Source organism: Nocardioides sp. SR21 (genome assembly GCF_022761125.1).
Taxonomy (GTDB): Bacteria; Actinomycetota; Actinomycetes; order Propionibacteriales; family Nocardioidaceae; genus Nocardioides.
In genome coordinates this window covers 11,973-26,934 of sequence record NZ_JAKWJR010000006.1, presented here as the reverse complement: position 1 = coordinate 26,934, position 14,962 = coordinate 11,973, and the positions used below count along the sequence as shown (strand labels likewise).

Below are 14,962 nucleotides of genomic sequence, written 5' to 3'. Positions count from 1 at the left end.
GTTTGGGCGCAAGCCGTTCGATCCCTAGGAGAACGCACGTGACCGCAATCCTCCCCGTGGCGGGTGTCCCGCTCTCGGCCGGGAGCCGCACCGCGGAGCCCGAGCTGGGTGGACGTCCGCGGGGCGGTCGTCACCACCGTGGCTACCCGCTGTTCCTGACGCTCTCGGCCGACATCGCGATCGCCGCGCTCGTCGCGCTCTCGCTCGCCTCGGCCGGTACGTCGCCCGACGACGTCGCGTTCCTGCTCGTCCTAGGGTGGCCGCTGCTGCTGCTGCTGGACGGGGCGTACGGCGAGCCGTCAACACCCTCGTCGCGACGCCGTCGGCTCGGGGTCCTTCGAGCCGGGGCCGTGCTCGGCCTCGCCTGCTGGGCGCTGCCCACGGTGGTCGACGTCGCCACCAGGCCCGCCGCGCTCGTCCTGGCGGTCGCGACCCTGGCCGCGACCTCGTACGGTGCTCGCATCATCACCGACGCCTGGGGGTCCCACAGCGTGCGGTCGCACGGGGGCACCCGTGTCCTGGTCGCCGGCGAGGCGACCGACGTCGCCCGTGCGGTCGCCGAGCTCCGTCGTGGACCCCGCCCGGCGTGGCAGGTCGTCTGTGCCTGCGTGGCGGGAGGCGCCGACTGCGACGCCGACGTCCCGATCAGCGCCGGGCTCGACGACCTCGTGGGTCAGGCCGAGGCCTTCGGTGCCGAGGCCGTGCTCGTGCTCCCGTGCCGCGAGCTCGAGCCGCTCGCGCTCCGCCGCCTGGCGTGGCGTTTGGAGGCGACCGGAACCGGCCTGTACGTCGGCACCGCCCTCCACGACGTGGACCCGGCCCGGGCCACCCTGCTGACGGCCGGAGACCTCGACCTGCTCGCGGTGCGCTCGGCGCCGTCGGCGTCCGCGGCGCGGGTCATCAAGGAGCTGATGGAGCGCACCGCCGCCGGCGTGATGCTCCTCCTGCTGCTGCCCGTCCTGCTCGGCGTGGCGATCGCTGTACGTCGCGACAGCCCCGGGCCGGCGATCTTCCGGCAGCGCCGCATCGGCCGCGACGGCCGCGACTTCACCATGTACAAGTTCCGCACCATGCGCACCGACGCCGATGCCCGTCTCGCCGAGCTCGCCGAGCTCAACGAGTCGGAGGGCGGGGTGCTCTTCAAGGTGCGGCAGGACCCTCGGATCACCCGCTTGGGCGGCATGCTGCGGAAGTACTCCGTCGACGAGGTGCCTCAGCTGGTCAACGTGCTGCTCGGTGACATGGCGCTGGTCGGACCCCGACCGGCGCTGGCCGACGAGGTCGCGCGCTACGAGCACGACCCCCGCCGGCGCCTGGCGGTCAAGCCCGGGCTGACCGGTCTGTGGCAGGTCAGCGGTCGCTCCGACCTGTCCTGGGAGGACACCGTCCGGCTCGACGTCCATTACGTCGACAACTGGTCGCTCGGGCTGGACCTGCGGATCCTGTGCCGGACCGTCGGCACCGTCATCCGGCACGAAGGCGCGTACTGACGCTCCCGTCGATGGGGGCGCGGCGGCGCGAGAGCAGTCGCGCGACGGACGAGGACGCGGTCGCGAGCGGCGGTTGCCGGCCCAGGTGGTGGGCCCCAGGTCGTGGGGCGCCCGATCGGAGGCACTCGCCCGTCGAGGGCGGTCGGACGAGGTGGTGACGACGACCACCAGGACCGCGCGGCGTGGCCTGAACGGCGCGAGTGCGGCCGCCCGCCGGCCTAGGACGCGGTCGAGAGCGGCGGCTGCCAGCCCAGGTTGTGGGCCATGCCGACGGCTGCGAGCTGGGAGGAGACCTCGAGCTTGGCGAGGACCGACTTCACCTGGGTGCGGACGGTCGCCTCGGAGACGACGCTCATGCTCGCGATCTCCCGGACCGTGTAGCCGCGCATCAGCTGGCCGAGCACCTCACACTCCCGAGGGGTCAGCAAGGACAGCCGGTCGAACATGAGCCGGCGCGCCTGGTGCTGGTCGTGCCAGAGCTGGACGAGACGGTCCCGCTCCTCCCGGTCGATCACCGGGAAGCCCTGGTTGATCCGGCGGACCGTGGCCAGGATCTCGTTGAGCGGTTCGGTCTTGGCGAGCACCTTGCGCGCTCCCAGGCGGAGACACTCGCCCCATCGAGGGCGGTCGGACGAGGCGGTCACGACGACCACCTGGACCCCCGCGGTCACGAGCGGCGTGATCATCCGGGTGCCGTCGCCGTACTGCCCGAGGTCGAGGTCGAGCAGCGCGATGCGCGGCTTGGCCCGGACGGCGGCCGACAGCATGGCGCCCGGCGAGACCCCGGAGCTCGGTGGTGCGCACCGGCGCACGTTGTAGCCCTCGAGCGACAACGCGAGCTCCAATGACTCCGCGAACAGCGCGTGATCCTCGATGATCAGCACGCGGACGTTTCCGCGGGCAAGTGGCTGGGTCATGAGAGCTCCTCGGTGGGAAGGCCGAGCACGAAGGTCGTGCCCGGCAACGGAGAGTCGACGAGTCGGAGGTAGCCGCCGAGTGAGGCGGTCAGCTGTTGGGCGACATTGAGTCCGATGCCACTCCCGTGGGATGCACCGCCACGTTGGCCCCACTCGAAGATGCGCGATCGGAGGGACCGGTCGATACCCGGCCCTGTGTCGGAGACGGCGATCTCGACGACGCCCGCCGTCCGGCGGGTGACGATCGAGGCGCTGCCGTGAGGTGCGTGCTGGTAGGCGTTCTCGAGCAGGACGTTGATGACCTCGGCCACGTCGTCGGCCCGCGCGATGGCCTGGTCGCCGCTCGGCATCCAGTCGACGGGGTAGCCGCGGGTGCGGTGCCGCAGCACGATCGGTGAGATGGTCGCGTCGAGGTCGATGGCGCAGCGCTCCTGAGGCCTCTCGTGGAGGAGCCGCTGGAGGCGGGCCATCTCGGACCCGATCATCTCTTCGAGCTGACGGCGTCGTACCTCCCCGACCGCGGAGCCGTGGTGGACGAGCCGGGAGGCGCTGCCGAGACCGGCGACGGTCGCCCGGATCTCGTGCAGCTTCGCCTGGTCCGCGCGGGCATCGGCCTCCACCGCCTGCAGCTGCCGGGCCAGGACCTCGAGGGCCTCCTGGTTGTCGAGCCAGGACGTGCGTGCCAGCACCCCCGCGAAGGACAGCAACAGGGTCGCGCCGAGGACCCACCCGAGAATCATCACGACGTTCAGGAGCACGCTGCCCTGAACTGAGTACGTCGCGGCGTGCGCGAAACTGAGCAGCACCAGCGCCGCCGCCAGTCGCCACCGCATCCACAGCGGGGTGATCGACAGCCGGATGATCGCGACCGAGATGACGAGATCGGTCGCCAGCAGGGCGATGCCGAACACGACCATCCAGAAGTCGGTGGGGGTCGGGGAGTCGTGGAGGCTGAGCAGCGTGCGACGGATGCCGCCGATGGTCAGACCGATCACGACTCCCACGACCAACGGGTCGGCGCGCAGCGTGAACCGAGCCGACAGTCCGACCGTCGCGAGGACGGCGGCGGCGAGGACCAGCTGCATGAGCAGGATCCACGGGAGGTCGGCGCTGGGCATCCGGTCCGGGTCGAGGGTGAACGTCGCGAGCGCGAGTCCTTGCACGGACAACGCGGTCAGGACGAGCACCTTCCAGCCGGACGACCGGTTGGTCAGCCGCCAGTGCAGGTAGAGCAGCAGGACGGCGAACACGATGAAGACGTGGGAGACCACGTTGCTGGCCTTGGCCAGCTCCTCGAGGTCGATGGTCTCGTAGTACACGAGGGGGAGCGCCAGCAGCGGGGTGCAGGTCAGGGCGAGGGCGCCCGCCGACCAGGCCCCGTCCCACCGGGTACGTTCCCCACCTGTGCCCATCGTGCTTTCCGTCCCGGGCCCATTGCTGGGCCTCTAGCAAGCAGTCCGCTCGGGCCGTCTTGCGAACGCTCCAGTAGCCCCCGCCCCACGGTCCAGCCCCATACCCAGAATGGTGGTGAAGTTCCGTGGGCTTCTCACCAGATCCGGGTGGCTATACCAGATTCTAGGTAGAGGGCTCCGCTGATCTGGCCGCGAGTCGGGCGTTTAGCGAGGGATTTCGTCGTCTAACGGCGCCTGAACTTCGGATTCTGATCCGGACCCCCAATTCTGGGTGTTTGTTCCGACGGTGGCCGTCCGCGTCCCCGGATGTCGGGAGTCTCGACGGTGATGATGGACGAGCGACGAGCACCGCCGGCGCCGCGGATTGCCCCTGCCGCGCTGGACGGCCGCGCGCCCCGCCCCGGCCGGATCCAGGTCGACAGCCTGACCGTCAGCGTCGCGTCGGAGGCCCGCCTGGTCGCCGAGTCGGTGGCCGCGGCCCTCGCCGGCGCCGGGGTCCAGGCCAGGTCCGTCCTGTGGCAGGAGCACGTGGCCCCCGATCCGGTGGGCGATCGCTGGAACGACCAGGTGGCGGTGCTCATCAGCGACCTGGCCCTGCCCCGGCTCGACGACGTCTGCGCCCACGGCCGGGCTGCCGGCAGCCGGTGGCTGGTGATCACCGACGCTCCACGCGGTGCGGTCTGGGGCGCCGCGCTCGACGGCGGCGCTCGGGCCGTGGTGGAGGCGACGGTGTCGATCAACGCGCTGATCGCGATCCTGGTCGACGTCCGGGCGGACCTGTCACCGATCGGCGAGGTCGAGCGGCGCTCGCTCCTGCGCCAGTGGTGGGAGGCGCGGCAGCAGCAGGAGCGGCTCCGCGAGCGGATGAGCACACTGACGCCCCGCGAGAACGAGGTGCTCGGCCTGCTGTACCAGGGCAAGACCGTGCGGCTGATCGCCGCGCGCCTCGAGGTCTCCGAGTCGACCGTGCGCAGCCAGGTGAAGTCCGTCCTGCGCAAGCTCGCCGTACCGTCGCAGATCGCGGCCGTCGCGACGCTCGACGAGCTCCGGGCGACGGCGCCGCACCCCCGGTTGCCCGGATAACCCGTTGAGGGGTCGCAGCACGGGGTTGGAGAGTGCGTGCATGGCCTCCTTCATCTCGCACACCACCATCGACGCCCGCAACGCCTACGAGCTCTCCGAGTGGTGGAAGCCCGTGCTCGGGTACGTCGACATCGAGGGTGACCCGAACCTGCCGGGCCACGAGGAGTGCATGATCCGCGACCCCGAGACCGGCCACCAACTGCTGTTCATCGAGGTCCCGGACGAGAAGGTGGTCAAGAACCGGATCCACCTCGACCTGCGCCCGCGCGTGGAAAACCGTGACGCCGAGCTCGAGTCCCTGCTCGCCCACGGCGCCACGATCGTCGTGGACCACCGCGGCATCCGCGGCGACGACACCGGCTGGGTCACGCTCGCCGACCCCGAGGGCAACGAGTTCTGCATCCTGCGCTCGCGCGCGGAGCTCGAGGCCGCCCAGGGTGGTGTCGCGGCTCAGGCCTAGCGGCTTCGCGTCTCGACCACGGCGCTCGTCGTCGTTCCGGCGCCGACCGGGCGGGTTCCTGGTGTCACAGGTTCACCATGTGATGCAGACGAACCTGCACTTCTCACGGTCTGCACGCCATGAGAAGTGCAGGTTCACCTCCATCACATGGTGAAACCGCGCCGGCCGTGACCACCAGGACCTCAACCACCCACGCGATAACACCCGGTGAACGACGTCCTCTGGCCCGAGTCGGCTACGGATGGGGCGTCGGCATGGCCCGTTCGGGCTACCGGCGCTGGGCGCAGGCGATGTGTTGGGCAAAGGAGGCGGCGCTGTTCGCGCCTCGTTCACCGAGGCGGGGCCATTCGTTTCGGTCACCTCCTGAAACTTCAGGCGATTCGCCCGCCCGCTCGCCCAGAGCGCATCGCCAGGAAGTACCGAGTGACCACCCTGCCTGTGGCCGACACCACCGATCCGGCCTCCGACGCCGTACGCCCGCGGAAGATCTCGCGGAAGGCGACCGGTGCCGACGCGGTCTTCGTGCACGCCGCTCGCGCCGTGGGTGCGACGGTGCTGGTCATCACCGGGGGCGTCGGTCTCTTCCTCGCCTGGCAGGCCTATCCGACCTGGCAGAGCTACGGGTTCGGGTTCCTCACCGAGACGCAGTGGAACCCCGAGGCCGACGTCCTCGGCATCGCCGCTGTCCTGGCCGGGACGGTCACCGTGGCGCTGGTCGCGATGGTGATCGCCTTCCCGCTGGCGCTGTCGACCGCGCTGTACATCAGCGAGTACGCGCCCGCCGCGATCAGGTCCACGCTGGTCTCGCTCGTCGACCTGATGGCCGCGGTGCCCTCGATCATCTGGGGCCTCTGGGGCTTCTTCCTGATCATGCCGCACGCCGCCGATCTCGCCTTCTGGCTGCAGCGGAACCTCGGCTGGATCCCGATCTTCGACGTCCCTAGCGCCGACGCGGATGCCGCGGTGTGGGACGCGAGCCGCTACACGGCGAGCGCCTTCTGCGCGGGCATCGCCGTCGCGATGATGGTGCTGCCGATGTCCTGCGCGGTGATGCGCCAGGTGTTCTCGCAGACCCCGCCCGGTGAGAAGGAGGCCGCGCTCGCGCTCGGCGCCACCAAGTGGGGCATGGTGCGCGCGGTCGTGCTGCCGTTCGGCCGCGGCGGCATCATCGGCGGCACCATGCTCGGGATGGGCCGCGCTCTCGGCGAGACCATCGCGGTGCTGCTGATCATCTCGCCGGCCTTCGAGCTCAAGTGGAGCTTCCTCGAGATCGGCACCAACACGATCAGCGCGCTGATCGCCGGCCGGTTCGGTGACGCCACCAAGACGCAGATGTCGGCCCTGCTCGCCGCCGGCTTCGTGCTCTTCCTGCTCACGCTGCTGATCAACACGCTCGCCGCCGTCATCGTCAACCGCAGCCGCTCGGGCGCCGGGACGGACGCCTGATGACGCTCACGACTCCCGCCGGCGAACGTGTCGCCGGCGCGACGCACCTGCCCGCGTACGACGAGGACGCGGCGCCCGCCGTACCCCGGGACTCCCTGGGCCGGATGACGGTCGACGAGAAGTTCGTCCGGATCGGCTCGTGGGCCTCCGGGCTCGGCATGGCCTGGCTGATCACCCAGCAGCTGCTGCCGCTGCCGGGCCTGGCGTGGTTCCTCATCGTCTGGTTCGGCTGTGGCCTGCTGGTCACCGCGATCACCGCCGCGATGAGCGGCGGGGGGTTCGTCGAGGTCCGTGACCGGGTGGCCGCCGCGGTCCTCACCGCCGGTGCGGCGATCGTCGGAGCGGCACTGGTCAGCGCGATGGTCTTCGTGGTGATGCGGGGCTGGAAGCCGCTCCTGCACCTCAACTTCTACCTCGACGACATGTCCGGTGTCGGGCCGAAGGACCCGTTCGACCGCGGCGGCATCGCGCACGCGATCGTCGGCTCGCTGATGCAGCTCGGGATCGCGATCGCGATCACGCTGCCCCTCGGCATCGGCACGGCGGTGTTCATGACCGAGGTCGGTGGCAGGTTCGCGCGGATCGTGCGCACCGTGGTCGAGGCGATGACCGCGCTGCCGTCGATCGTCGCCGGGCTCTTCATCTACACGACGTTCATCGTCGCGCTGGGCTTCCCGCGCTCCGGCCTCGCCGCCAGCCTGGCGATCGCGGTGATGATGCTGCCGATCATCGCCCGCGCCGCGGACGTCGTGCTGCGGGTGGTGCCCGACGGCCTCCGTGAGGCCAGCCTCGCGCTGGGGGCGAGCCGCTGGAAGACCGTGTGGACCGTCGTCCTCCCCACCGCCCGCCCGGGGCTGGCGACCGCGTGCATCCTCGGTGTCGCGCGCGGCATCGGCGAGACCAGCCCGGTGCTGCTGACGTCGGGCGCCGCCCCGTTCATGGTCACCAACCCGACCGACGGCGTCATGAACTCGATGCCGCTCTTCATCTACACGACCGTCCGCAGCGGCGAGCCGAACGCGATCACCCGCGCCTTCGCGGCGGCCACCGTCCTGATGGCGATCGTCCTGATCCTCTTCATCACGGCCCGCATCGTCGCGCGGCCGCGGAAGACCAAGAACAAGCGCGGCCGGCGCACCCGCCCGTCGGTCGACCTGGTCGTCGCCGACCCGCTCGTCGCCATGGGTCCCGCCCACGCCGCCGCTCCGTCGTACGACCGAATCGAGGACAACTCGTGAACCGCCCTCCCCTGAGGTCCGCACTGCGAGCTCTGGTGGCCCTCGCGCTGTCGCTGGCCTGCATCGTCTCCCTCCCGGGGACGGCGAGCGCGACCGTGTACGCCCAGATCGAGGGCACCGGCTCGACCTGGTCCGAGCTCATCGTCCAGCAGTGGATCGCCGACGTGGACGCCAACGGCATGAAGGTCGTCTACACCGGCGGCGGCTCGACCAAGGGTCGCAAGGACTTCTCGCAGGACAGCACGGACTTCGCGATCTCCGAGATCCCGTACCAGGGCACCGACGAGCAGGGCCAGGCCGACACCAGCAACGGCCGGGAGTTCGCCTACCTGCCGATCGTCGCGGGCGGTACGGCGTTCACCTACCAGCTCAAGGTGGGCGGACAGCTGGTCCGCAACGTCCGGCTCTCCGGCGAGACCATCGCGAAGATCTTCACCAACCAGATCACGAACTGGAACGACCCGGCGATCGCCAAGGACAACAACGGGCGCACGTTCCCCTCGCTCGCGATCACGCCGGTCGTCCGCTCCGACGGCTCGGGGACGACGGCGCAGTTCACGTCCTGGATGGACAAGCAGTTCCCGAGCGTCTGGCGGCCGTACTTCGGCCGGTCCGGGCTCACGTCGTACTACCCGAAGAAGAGCGGCACCCGGATGACGAGCCAGGCCGGCTCGGACCAGGTGATGAACACGATCAAGGGCTTCTCCGGCAACGGTATGATCGGGTACGTCGAGTACTCGTACCCCCTCAACGCCGACTACCCGGTCGTGAAGGTGCTCAACAAGGCGGGCTACTTCGTCGAGCCGACGCAGTACAACACCGCGGTCGCGCTGACGAAGGCCCAGATCAACCGGGACAAGAGCAGCCAGCTCTACCTGACCCAGATCCTCGACGGCGTCTACAACAACCCGGACCCGCGGGCGTACCCGATCTCGTCGTACTCCTACATGATCATCCCGACCGGCGATGACGACCCGCGCATGTCGACCGCCAAGCGGCAGACGCTCGCGGACTTCATGTACTACTCACTCTGCGCGGGCCAGAGCAAGGCCGGGCCGTACGGCTACTCGCCGCTGCCGCTCAACCTGGTGCAGGCCGGCTTCGAGCAGCTCGCGAAGCTGAAGACCGCCGACCCGGACGTCGACCTGGACAACCGCGACGTGCGGTCCTGCAACAACCCGACGTTCGACGGCAAGAACCTCAACAACAACGTGCTCGCGCAGCAGGCGCCGCAGCCGGCCGCCTGCGACAAGGTCGGTGCCGGACCGTGCGGCACCGACACCGGCACGAACACGCCGAGCGGCGGCGAGGGCGGCACCGGTGGTGACGGCGGAGCCGGGGCCGGTGGCGACGGCGGGAACGCCGGTGGTGACGGTGGAGCCGCCGGGGACGCGCCCGGCGCGATCGACCCGGAGACGGGCCAGGTCGTCGGCGCGGCGGACGGTACGTCGACCTCGGGCGAGGCGATCTACGCCAACCCGACCGAGCTCGCCGCCGACCGCGCGGTCGACGAGCGCACGTTCGGCTGGCTGGCCGTGCTCGAGCTGGTCGCCCTCGTGCTGCTGCCCGGGCTCTACGTGATGACGCTGCGCAGAAGGCGGGCCTCGACGGGCTCGACCACCGGCGCGACGAAGGTGGCCCGACCGTGAGGCGGCTGCTGGCCCTGATCCTGCTGGCCACGGCGATCGCGGTGCCGGCGGGTGCCGTGGCGTCCCCGGCCGGTGCGCCGGACGGCTTCACCGGTCTCGACCGGCGCAACGAACGAGCCGACGGCTGGAGCGAGACCAAGACCCTGACCCGCACGTTCGTGCAGGGGGACGGTTCGACCTACTCGTTCCCGAGCTACAAGGTCACCGTCAGCGCGGACCAGACCCGGAACCTGCGCGGCCGCCAGCGGATCGAGATCAGCTGGAAGGGCGCGCAGCCCAGCGGTGGCCGGGCCGGCAACCCGTTCGGCGAGAACGGGCTCAACCAGGAGTACCCGGTCGTCATCCTGCAGTGCCGCGGCGTCGACGACCCGTCGCTGCCGAAGTCCAAGCAGCTGCGGCCGGAGACCTGCTGGACCGGCTCGGTCGCGCAGCGCTCGCAGATCACCCGCGCCGAGGGCGAGGCGTCCTGGATCCACGACGCCGACGCCGACGCGGCGGACAAGGAGCGGCTGTCCGGGATCGACCCGTTCCCGAGCGCGGAGCAGTGCCCGACCGCCGACGTCGCCGGCTACTACACGCACCTGACCCCGTTCGTCGCCGCGAAGGGCACCAGCTTCTCGGCCTGCGACGCGGCCAGCATGCCGCCGGAGGCGGCGGTCGGTACGGCGGCGCCGCCGGCCGAGATCGCGGCGTACACCGACACCGACGGCTCCGGCGAGGTGCAGTTCGAGGTGCGCAGCGACGTCGAGAACGAGTCGCTGGGCTGCAGCCACAAGGTCGCCTGCTCGGTCGTCGTCATCCCGATCGTCGGCCTCAGCTGCGACCAGCCGCAGACCCCGATGACCCGGTCCGACCAGGCCTGCCGCAAGGGCGGCCGCTTCCCGGCCGGCTCGAGCAACTTCGCCAACGAGGGTGTCGACCAGGCCGTGTCGCCGTCGCTGTGGTGGGCGGCGTCGAACTGGAAGAACCGGTTCGCCATCCCGATCACGTTCGGCCTGCCGCCAGACGCGTGCGACGTCCTCGACCCGCGCCCGCCCACGGGCTTCTACGGCTCCGAGCTGCTCGCGCAGGCGGCGCTGCAGTGGGCGCCGGCGTACTGCCTGAACAAGGGCCGCTTCAAGTTCCAGCTCAACCAGATGTCCGACGAGGCGGGCTGGAACCTGATGGAGAACGGCGGCGGTGCGGCGGCCGTCGTGTCCTCCGAGCACGACCAGCGCGGCAGCGACCCGGTCGGCTACGCGCCCACCGCGGTCACCGGCTTCGCGGTCGGCTACCAGGTCGACAAGCCCGACAACGGCGGCGAGCTCACCGACCTCCGGCTCAACGCCCGACTGCTCGCGAAGCTGATGTCCCAGTCCTACCTGGGCTCCGACCTCGGCCGCGGCCACCCGGGCATCGGCGGCAACCCGCTCTCGATCGTCAACGACCCGGAGTTCATCGAGCTCAACCCGGGGCTCAGCCAGACCAGCCAGGAGGCGGCGGCCACGCTGCTCTCGCTGTCGAACGACTCCGACATCATCGAGCAGGTCACCGACTACATCGCGCACGACCAGGACGCGATGGACTTCATGCACGGCAAGAAGGACCCGTGGGGGATGGTGATCAACCCCCGCTACCGGGACCTGGAGCTGCCGCGCGCGGACTGGCCGCTGCTCGACACCTACGTCCCGGAGACCGCGAGCGAGTGCCGGCAGAACAACCCCGGCGTCTACTTCAGCCAGCTCGCGGCGCCGGTGACCACGCTGCGCAAGATCGCCGAGGCGCTCCTCGACGCCTGGCCGTACGTCGCGACCCGGTGCGAGTTCGACACCGGCACCAACACCTACAAGATGGGCCGCATCGACCGGCAGTCGTTCGGCTCCCGGTTCATGCTCGGCATCGTCAGCCTCGGCGACGCAGAGCGCTACGGCCTGCGGTCGGCGGCGCTCGAGACCAAGCCGGGGACGTACGTCGAGCCGAGCGCTCGCTCGCTCGGTGCGGCGGTCCGGCTCGCGGACCAGGCGAAGCAGGCGCACCCGTTCGCGCTCGACCAGGCCGACGTCCAGAGGTCCAGCGACGCCTACCCGGGCACGATGATCGTGTACACCGCCGCGCGGCTGCAGAACCTCCCGGAGGAGGACGCCGCGAAGGTCGCGCAGTTCATCCGGGTCTCCATGTCCGAGGGGCAGCGCCCGGGCAGCGGGAACGGCGAGCTGCCCGCCGGCTACCTGCCGATCCAGAGGACCGGCGTCACCGCGAAGCTGTACGACTCCGCGCAGGACGTCGCCGACGCCATCGAGGAGCAGCAGGCGCCGGAGCCGACCGACCCCACCGGCAACGGCGGCGGCGACGGCGGCCCGGGCGGCTCGATCGTGCCGCCGGGCGACGTACCGATCGACGACGTGCCGTCGGCCGATGCCGGCCCGTCGGCCGTCCCGACCGGTCCGGCCGCGCCGATCGCGATGCCCGCGACGCAGCCGGTGGACTCGTCGCTCGCCGGCGGCCTGCTGCCGCTGCTGATCCTGCTCGGCGCGGCCGGCTGCCTGGTGGCGACGGTGCTGCGGGTCGCCGGCCCGGCGCTGAGGAGGCGGCGATGACCGTGACGCTCGAGAAGGAGAAGGCCGTGCCGGCCAGGCGGCCCAAGCGCCGCAAGCCCGCGAAGCAGCCCAAGCAGTCCAAGCAGCCGAGGCAGCAGACGCCGAAGGCGCCGCTCGGCCCGCCGAAGGGCGCGGACGCCGCCGCCACGGTCATGTCGTCGGCGTTCACGATGATCGCGATCGTCTGCCTCTGGATGGCCGCGCAGATGCTGTTCCTCGGCTCGATCTCGCAGCACCGCGCCCAGGACCTGCTGTACGCCGAGCTGCGCCACGTGCTCGCCGGCCCGCCGGACAAGGCGCCGCCGGTCGGTCCCGTGGTGCCGGTGGGTGACCCCGTCGCGCTGCTGACCATCCCGAGCATCGGGCTCGAGCAGGTCGTGGTCGAGGGCACCGCGTCGGGCGACACCCTGGTCGGACCCGGTCACCGTCGCGACACGGTGCTCCCCGGGCAGGTGGGCACCTCGGTGGTCTACGGCCGCGCGGCGACGTACGGCGGCCCGTTCGCCGACATCACCGACCTCGTGGCCGGCGACGACATCACCGTCGTCAACGCCCAGGGCACCCGGGTGTTCGAGGTCCTCGGCGTACGCCGGGCCGGCGACCCGCTGCCGCAGCCGGCGGCCGACGGCGCCGGACGGCTCACGCTGGTCACCGCGGAGGGCAGCGGCCGCTTCGGCGCCATCGCCCCCGAGAACACCGTCTACGTGGACGCCGAGACGAAGAAGGCGTTCCCTGCACCACCGGGCCGGCCCACGGTGGTACCCGAGTCGGAGCTGGCCATGGGGACGGACAAGGGCGCACTTCCGCTGCTTGCCCTGTGCCTCGCCCTGCTCCTGGCGCTGACCCTCGGGGTCGTCGCCGCACGTCAGCGATGGTCGACGGCGCTCGTGTGGGTGGTCGCATGCCCGCTCGCGCTCGCGCTGTCCTGGGCGACCACGGATGTGGTGATGCGTCTCTTGCCCAACCTGATCTGAACCTGCCCCACCGAACCAGCTTGCCGCTCCACCCATCAACCCGCATCACCCAACACAGGAAGCGAAACAGGATGTCTGTACGCAAGATCCTCGCGGGCGTCGCCACGGCGACCCTGACGGCGAGTGCCATCTCCCTCTCGGCCGGTGTCGCCCACGCCGCCGATGTCGTCGACCCCGACGACACCACCTTCGCGGCGACCACGAACGACATCATCGGCGTCGGCTCGGACACCAGCCAGCACGCGATCAAGCTGTTCGCGGACGCCGCGAACGCCAGCGGCCAGCTGCCGGGCGGCGTGCGCGTCGCGACCTTCGCCGCGACCGGCGGCGGCAACATCCCGCTGCCGAGCGGTGCCAAGGCGCGCCCGAACGGCTCCGGCCAGGGCAAGGCCGCGCTCTTCGGCGCGGGCAACAACACCGACATCGACTTCGCCCGCTCCTCGTCCGCGCAGAGCACGGCCGAGACCCAGGCCGGACTGAAGTCTTTCCCGTTCGCGCTCGACACCCTCGTGATGGCGGTCTCCAACACGACGCCGTCCAACGCTCCCGCCGCCCTCACCCCGGCGCAGATCGTCGGCATCTACAAGGGCGACATCACCAACTGGTCGCAGATCGACCCGAGCAAGTCCGGCGTCATCGCTCCGAAGATCCCGCAGTCGGGCTCGGGCACCCGGTCCTTCTTCACCTCGCAGCTCACCGCCATGAACAACGGCACCGCCGTCACGCTGGCCGCGAGCGTCCAGGAGGTCCAGGAGCACGACGACTCGAAGATCAAGAGCGACCCGAACGCGATCGCGCCGTTCTCCCAGGGTCGCGCCGGCCTGCTCGGCACGAGCCTGCGGATCGAGACCGGCTGGAGCGCCAACCGCGCGCTGTACAACGTGGTCCGCGGTTCCGACCTCGGCAACCCCCTGGTCCAGGGCCTGTTCGGCGAGGACGGCGCGCTGTGCTCGACCGACGTCCGCCCGCTGATCGAGGCGGCCGGCTTCAAGCAGCTCGCCACCCCGGCGAACGGCGGCGTCTGCGGCCAGGCGACGTCCGACGCGACGTCCAACTTCGCCCTGAACGAGCAGGTCGCCACCACGACCTCGCTCGAGGCCACGAGCAGCAAGGCGAAGTCGGCCACGCTGGTCGCCAACGTCTCGGCGTCGACCTCGCCGTCCGGCTCGGTCGACTTCTTCGAGGGTGAGACCGAGATCGCGTCGAACGTCCCGCTGGTCTCCGGTGCCGCGACCTTCACGGCCTCCGGCGTCCTGGCCGGCGCGCACACCTACACCGCGGTCTTCGACCCGGGCCCGGACTCGACCTTCGAGTCCTCGCAGGACGAGGCGACCGTGACGGTCAAGACCTCGGCGAAGGTCTCGGAGTCCTTCGCGGCGAGCACCAAGGCCAAGAGCGCCAAGGGCACCATCACCGTCGCCGGCGACGGCGCGACCGCCACGGGCACCGTGACGCTGTTCCTGGGCAAGAAGGAGCTCAAGACCACCGGCCTCTCCGGTGGCAAGGCGACCTTCACGGTCAAGCTCGTGAACGGCAAGAACAAGCTCAAGGCGGTCTACAACGGCGACGCCGCCGTGGCCGGCGCGAGCAAGAGCTTCACGATCACCAAGAAGAAGTAGCCGGGTCTCGAGGCTCGCTCCGCTCGCACCTCAACCACCGGAGTCCGCCGGTGGTTGAGGTGCGAGGGCCCCCGGGCCCGAGCCTCGACACCGCCACC

Annotated in this window: 11 protein-coding genes; 9 read left to right on the top strand and 2 right to left on the bottom strand. The window is 70.9% G+C overall.

Annotated elements, in window-relative coordinates; translation table 11 throughout:
- Positions 1–38: 38 nt before the first annotated feature.
- Complete coding sequence (locus MJ604_RS12340; protein WP_243058729.1) at positions 39–1,490, top strand: sugar transferase; 1,452 nt, start codon at positions 39–41, stop codon at positions 1,488–1,490.
- A gap of 218 nt (positions 1,491–1,708) precedes the next feature.
- Here MJ604_RS12340 and MJ604_RS12335 read toward each other — a convergent pair whose 3' ends face one another.
- Both MJ604_RS12335 and MJ604_RS12330 read right to left on the bottom strand, forming a co-directional pair.
- Complete coding sequence (locus tag MJ604_RS12335) at positions 1,709–2,407, bottom strand: response regulator transcription factor (protein WP_243058728.1); 699 nt, start codon at positions 2,405–2,407, stop codon at positions 1,709–1,711.
- A complete protein-coding gene (locus MJ604_RS12330; protein ID WP_243058726.1) occupies positions 2,404–3,819 on the bottom strand; it encodes a HAMP domain-containing sensor histidine kinase in 1,416 nt (471 codons plus the stop codon). Before MJ604_RS12330 ends, MJ604_RS12335 begins: the two co-directional genes overlap by 4 nt.
- Positions 3,820–4,125: 306 nt before the next feature.
- Between MJ604_RS12330 and MJ604_RS12325 the strand changes: the two genes are divergently transcribed.
- The 8 genes from MJ604_RS12325 (at position 4,126) to MJ604_RS12290 (ending at position 14,864) form a co-directional block, all read left to right on the top strand.
- Positions 4,126–4,902 carry a LuxR C-terminal-related transcriptional regulator gene (locus MJ604_RS12325; protein WP_243058724.1) on the top strand — a complete coding sequence of 259 codons (777 nt, stop codon included), beginning with the start codon at positions 4,126–4,128 and terminating at the stop codon, positions 4,900–4,902.
- 40 nt (positions 4,903–4,942) lie between these two features.
- Positions 4,943–5,362, top strand: coding sequence for a VOC family protein (locus MJ604_RS12320; RefSeq protein ID WP_243058723.1), 420 nt, complete (start codon positions 4,943–4,945; stop codon positions 5,360–5,362).
- Positions 5,363–5,785: 423 nt separating this feature from the next.
- Complete coding sequence (gene pstC, locus MJ604_RS12315) at positions 5,786–6,808, top strand: phosphate ABC transporter permease subunit PstC (RefSeq protein ID WP_243058721.1); 1,023 nt, start codon at positions 5,786–5,788, stop codon at positions 6,806–6,808.
- Positions 6,808–8,046: a phosphate ABC transporter permease PstA gene (pstA, locus tag MJ604_RS12310; protein ID WP_243058719.1), complete on the top strand. Its 1,239-nt coding sequence runs from the start codon at positions 6,808–6,810 to the stop codon at positions 8,044–8,046. Before pstC ends, pstA begins: the two co-directional genes overlap by 1 nt.
- Positions 8,043–9,695, top strand: coding sequence for a substrate-binding domain-containing protein (locus MJ604_RS12305; protein WP_243058717.1), 1,653 nt, complete (start codon positions 8,043–8,045; stop codon positions 9,693–9,695). Before pstA ends, MJ604_RS12305 begins: the two co-directional genes overlap by 4 nt.
- Positions 9,692–12,271 (top strand): hypothetical protein, encoded by a 2,580-nt coding sequence (locus tag MJ604_RS12300; RefSeq protein WP_243058716.1) that lies wholly within the window; start codon positions 9,692–9,694, stop codon positions 12,269–12,271. The genes MJ604_RS12305 and MJ604_RS12300 overlap by 4 nt, the downstream gene beginning before the upstream one ends.
- Positions 12,268–13,245 carry a sortase domain-bontaining protein gene (locus tag MJ604_RS12295; protein WP_243058714.1) on the top strand — a complete coding sequence of 326 codons (978 nt, stop codon included), beginning with the start codon at positions 12,268–12,270 and terminating at the stop codon, positions 13,243–13,245. Before MJ604_RS12300 ends, MJ604_RS12295 begins: the two co-directional genes overlap by 4 nt.
- Positions 13,246–13,316: 71 nt before the next feature.
- Positions 13,317–14,864, top strand: a complete 1,548-nt coding sequence (locus MJ604_RS12290; protein ID WP_243058713.1) for an Ig-like domain repeat protein — start codon at positions 13,317–13,319, stop codon at positions 14,862–14,864.
- The last annotated feature ends 98 nt before the right edge of the window (positions 14,865–14,962 follow it).

What these genes read in the sequence shown, in the direction of transcription:
- MJ604_RS12335 (WP_243058728.1), bottom strand. Translation starts at nt 2,407, where the DNA reads ATGACCCAGCCACTTGCCCGCGGAAACGTCCGCGTGCTGATCATCGAG.
- MJ604_RS12330 (WP_243058726.1), bottom strand. Translation starts at nt 3,819, where the DNA reads ATGGGCACAGGTGGGGAACGTACCCGGTGGGACGGGGCCTGGTCGGCG.
- MJ604_RS12325 (WP_243058724.1), top strand. Translation starts at nt 4,126, where the DNA reads ATGTCGGGAGTCTCGACGGTGATGATGGACGAGCGACGAGCACCGCCG.
- MJ604_RS12320 (WP_243058723.1), top strand. Translation starts at nt 4,943, where the DNA reads ATGGCCTCCTTCATCTCGCACACCACCATCGACGCCCGCAACGCCTAC.
- pstA (WP_243058719.1), top strand. Translation starts at nt 6,808, where the DNA reads ATGACGCTCACGACTCCCGCCGGCGAACGTGTCGCCGGCGCGACGCAC.
- MJ604_RS12295 (WP_243058714.1), top strand. Translation starts at nt 12,268, where the DNA reads ATGACCGTGACGCTCGAGAAGGAGAAGGCCGTGCCGGCCAGGCGGCCC.
- MJ604_RS12290 (WP_243058713.1), top strand. Translation starts at nt 13,317, where the DNA reads ATGTCTGTACGCAAGATCCTCGCGGGCGTCGCCACGGCGACCCTGACG.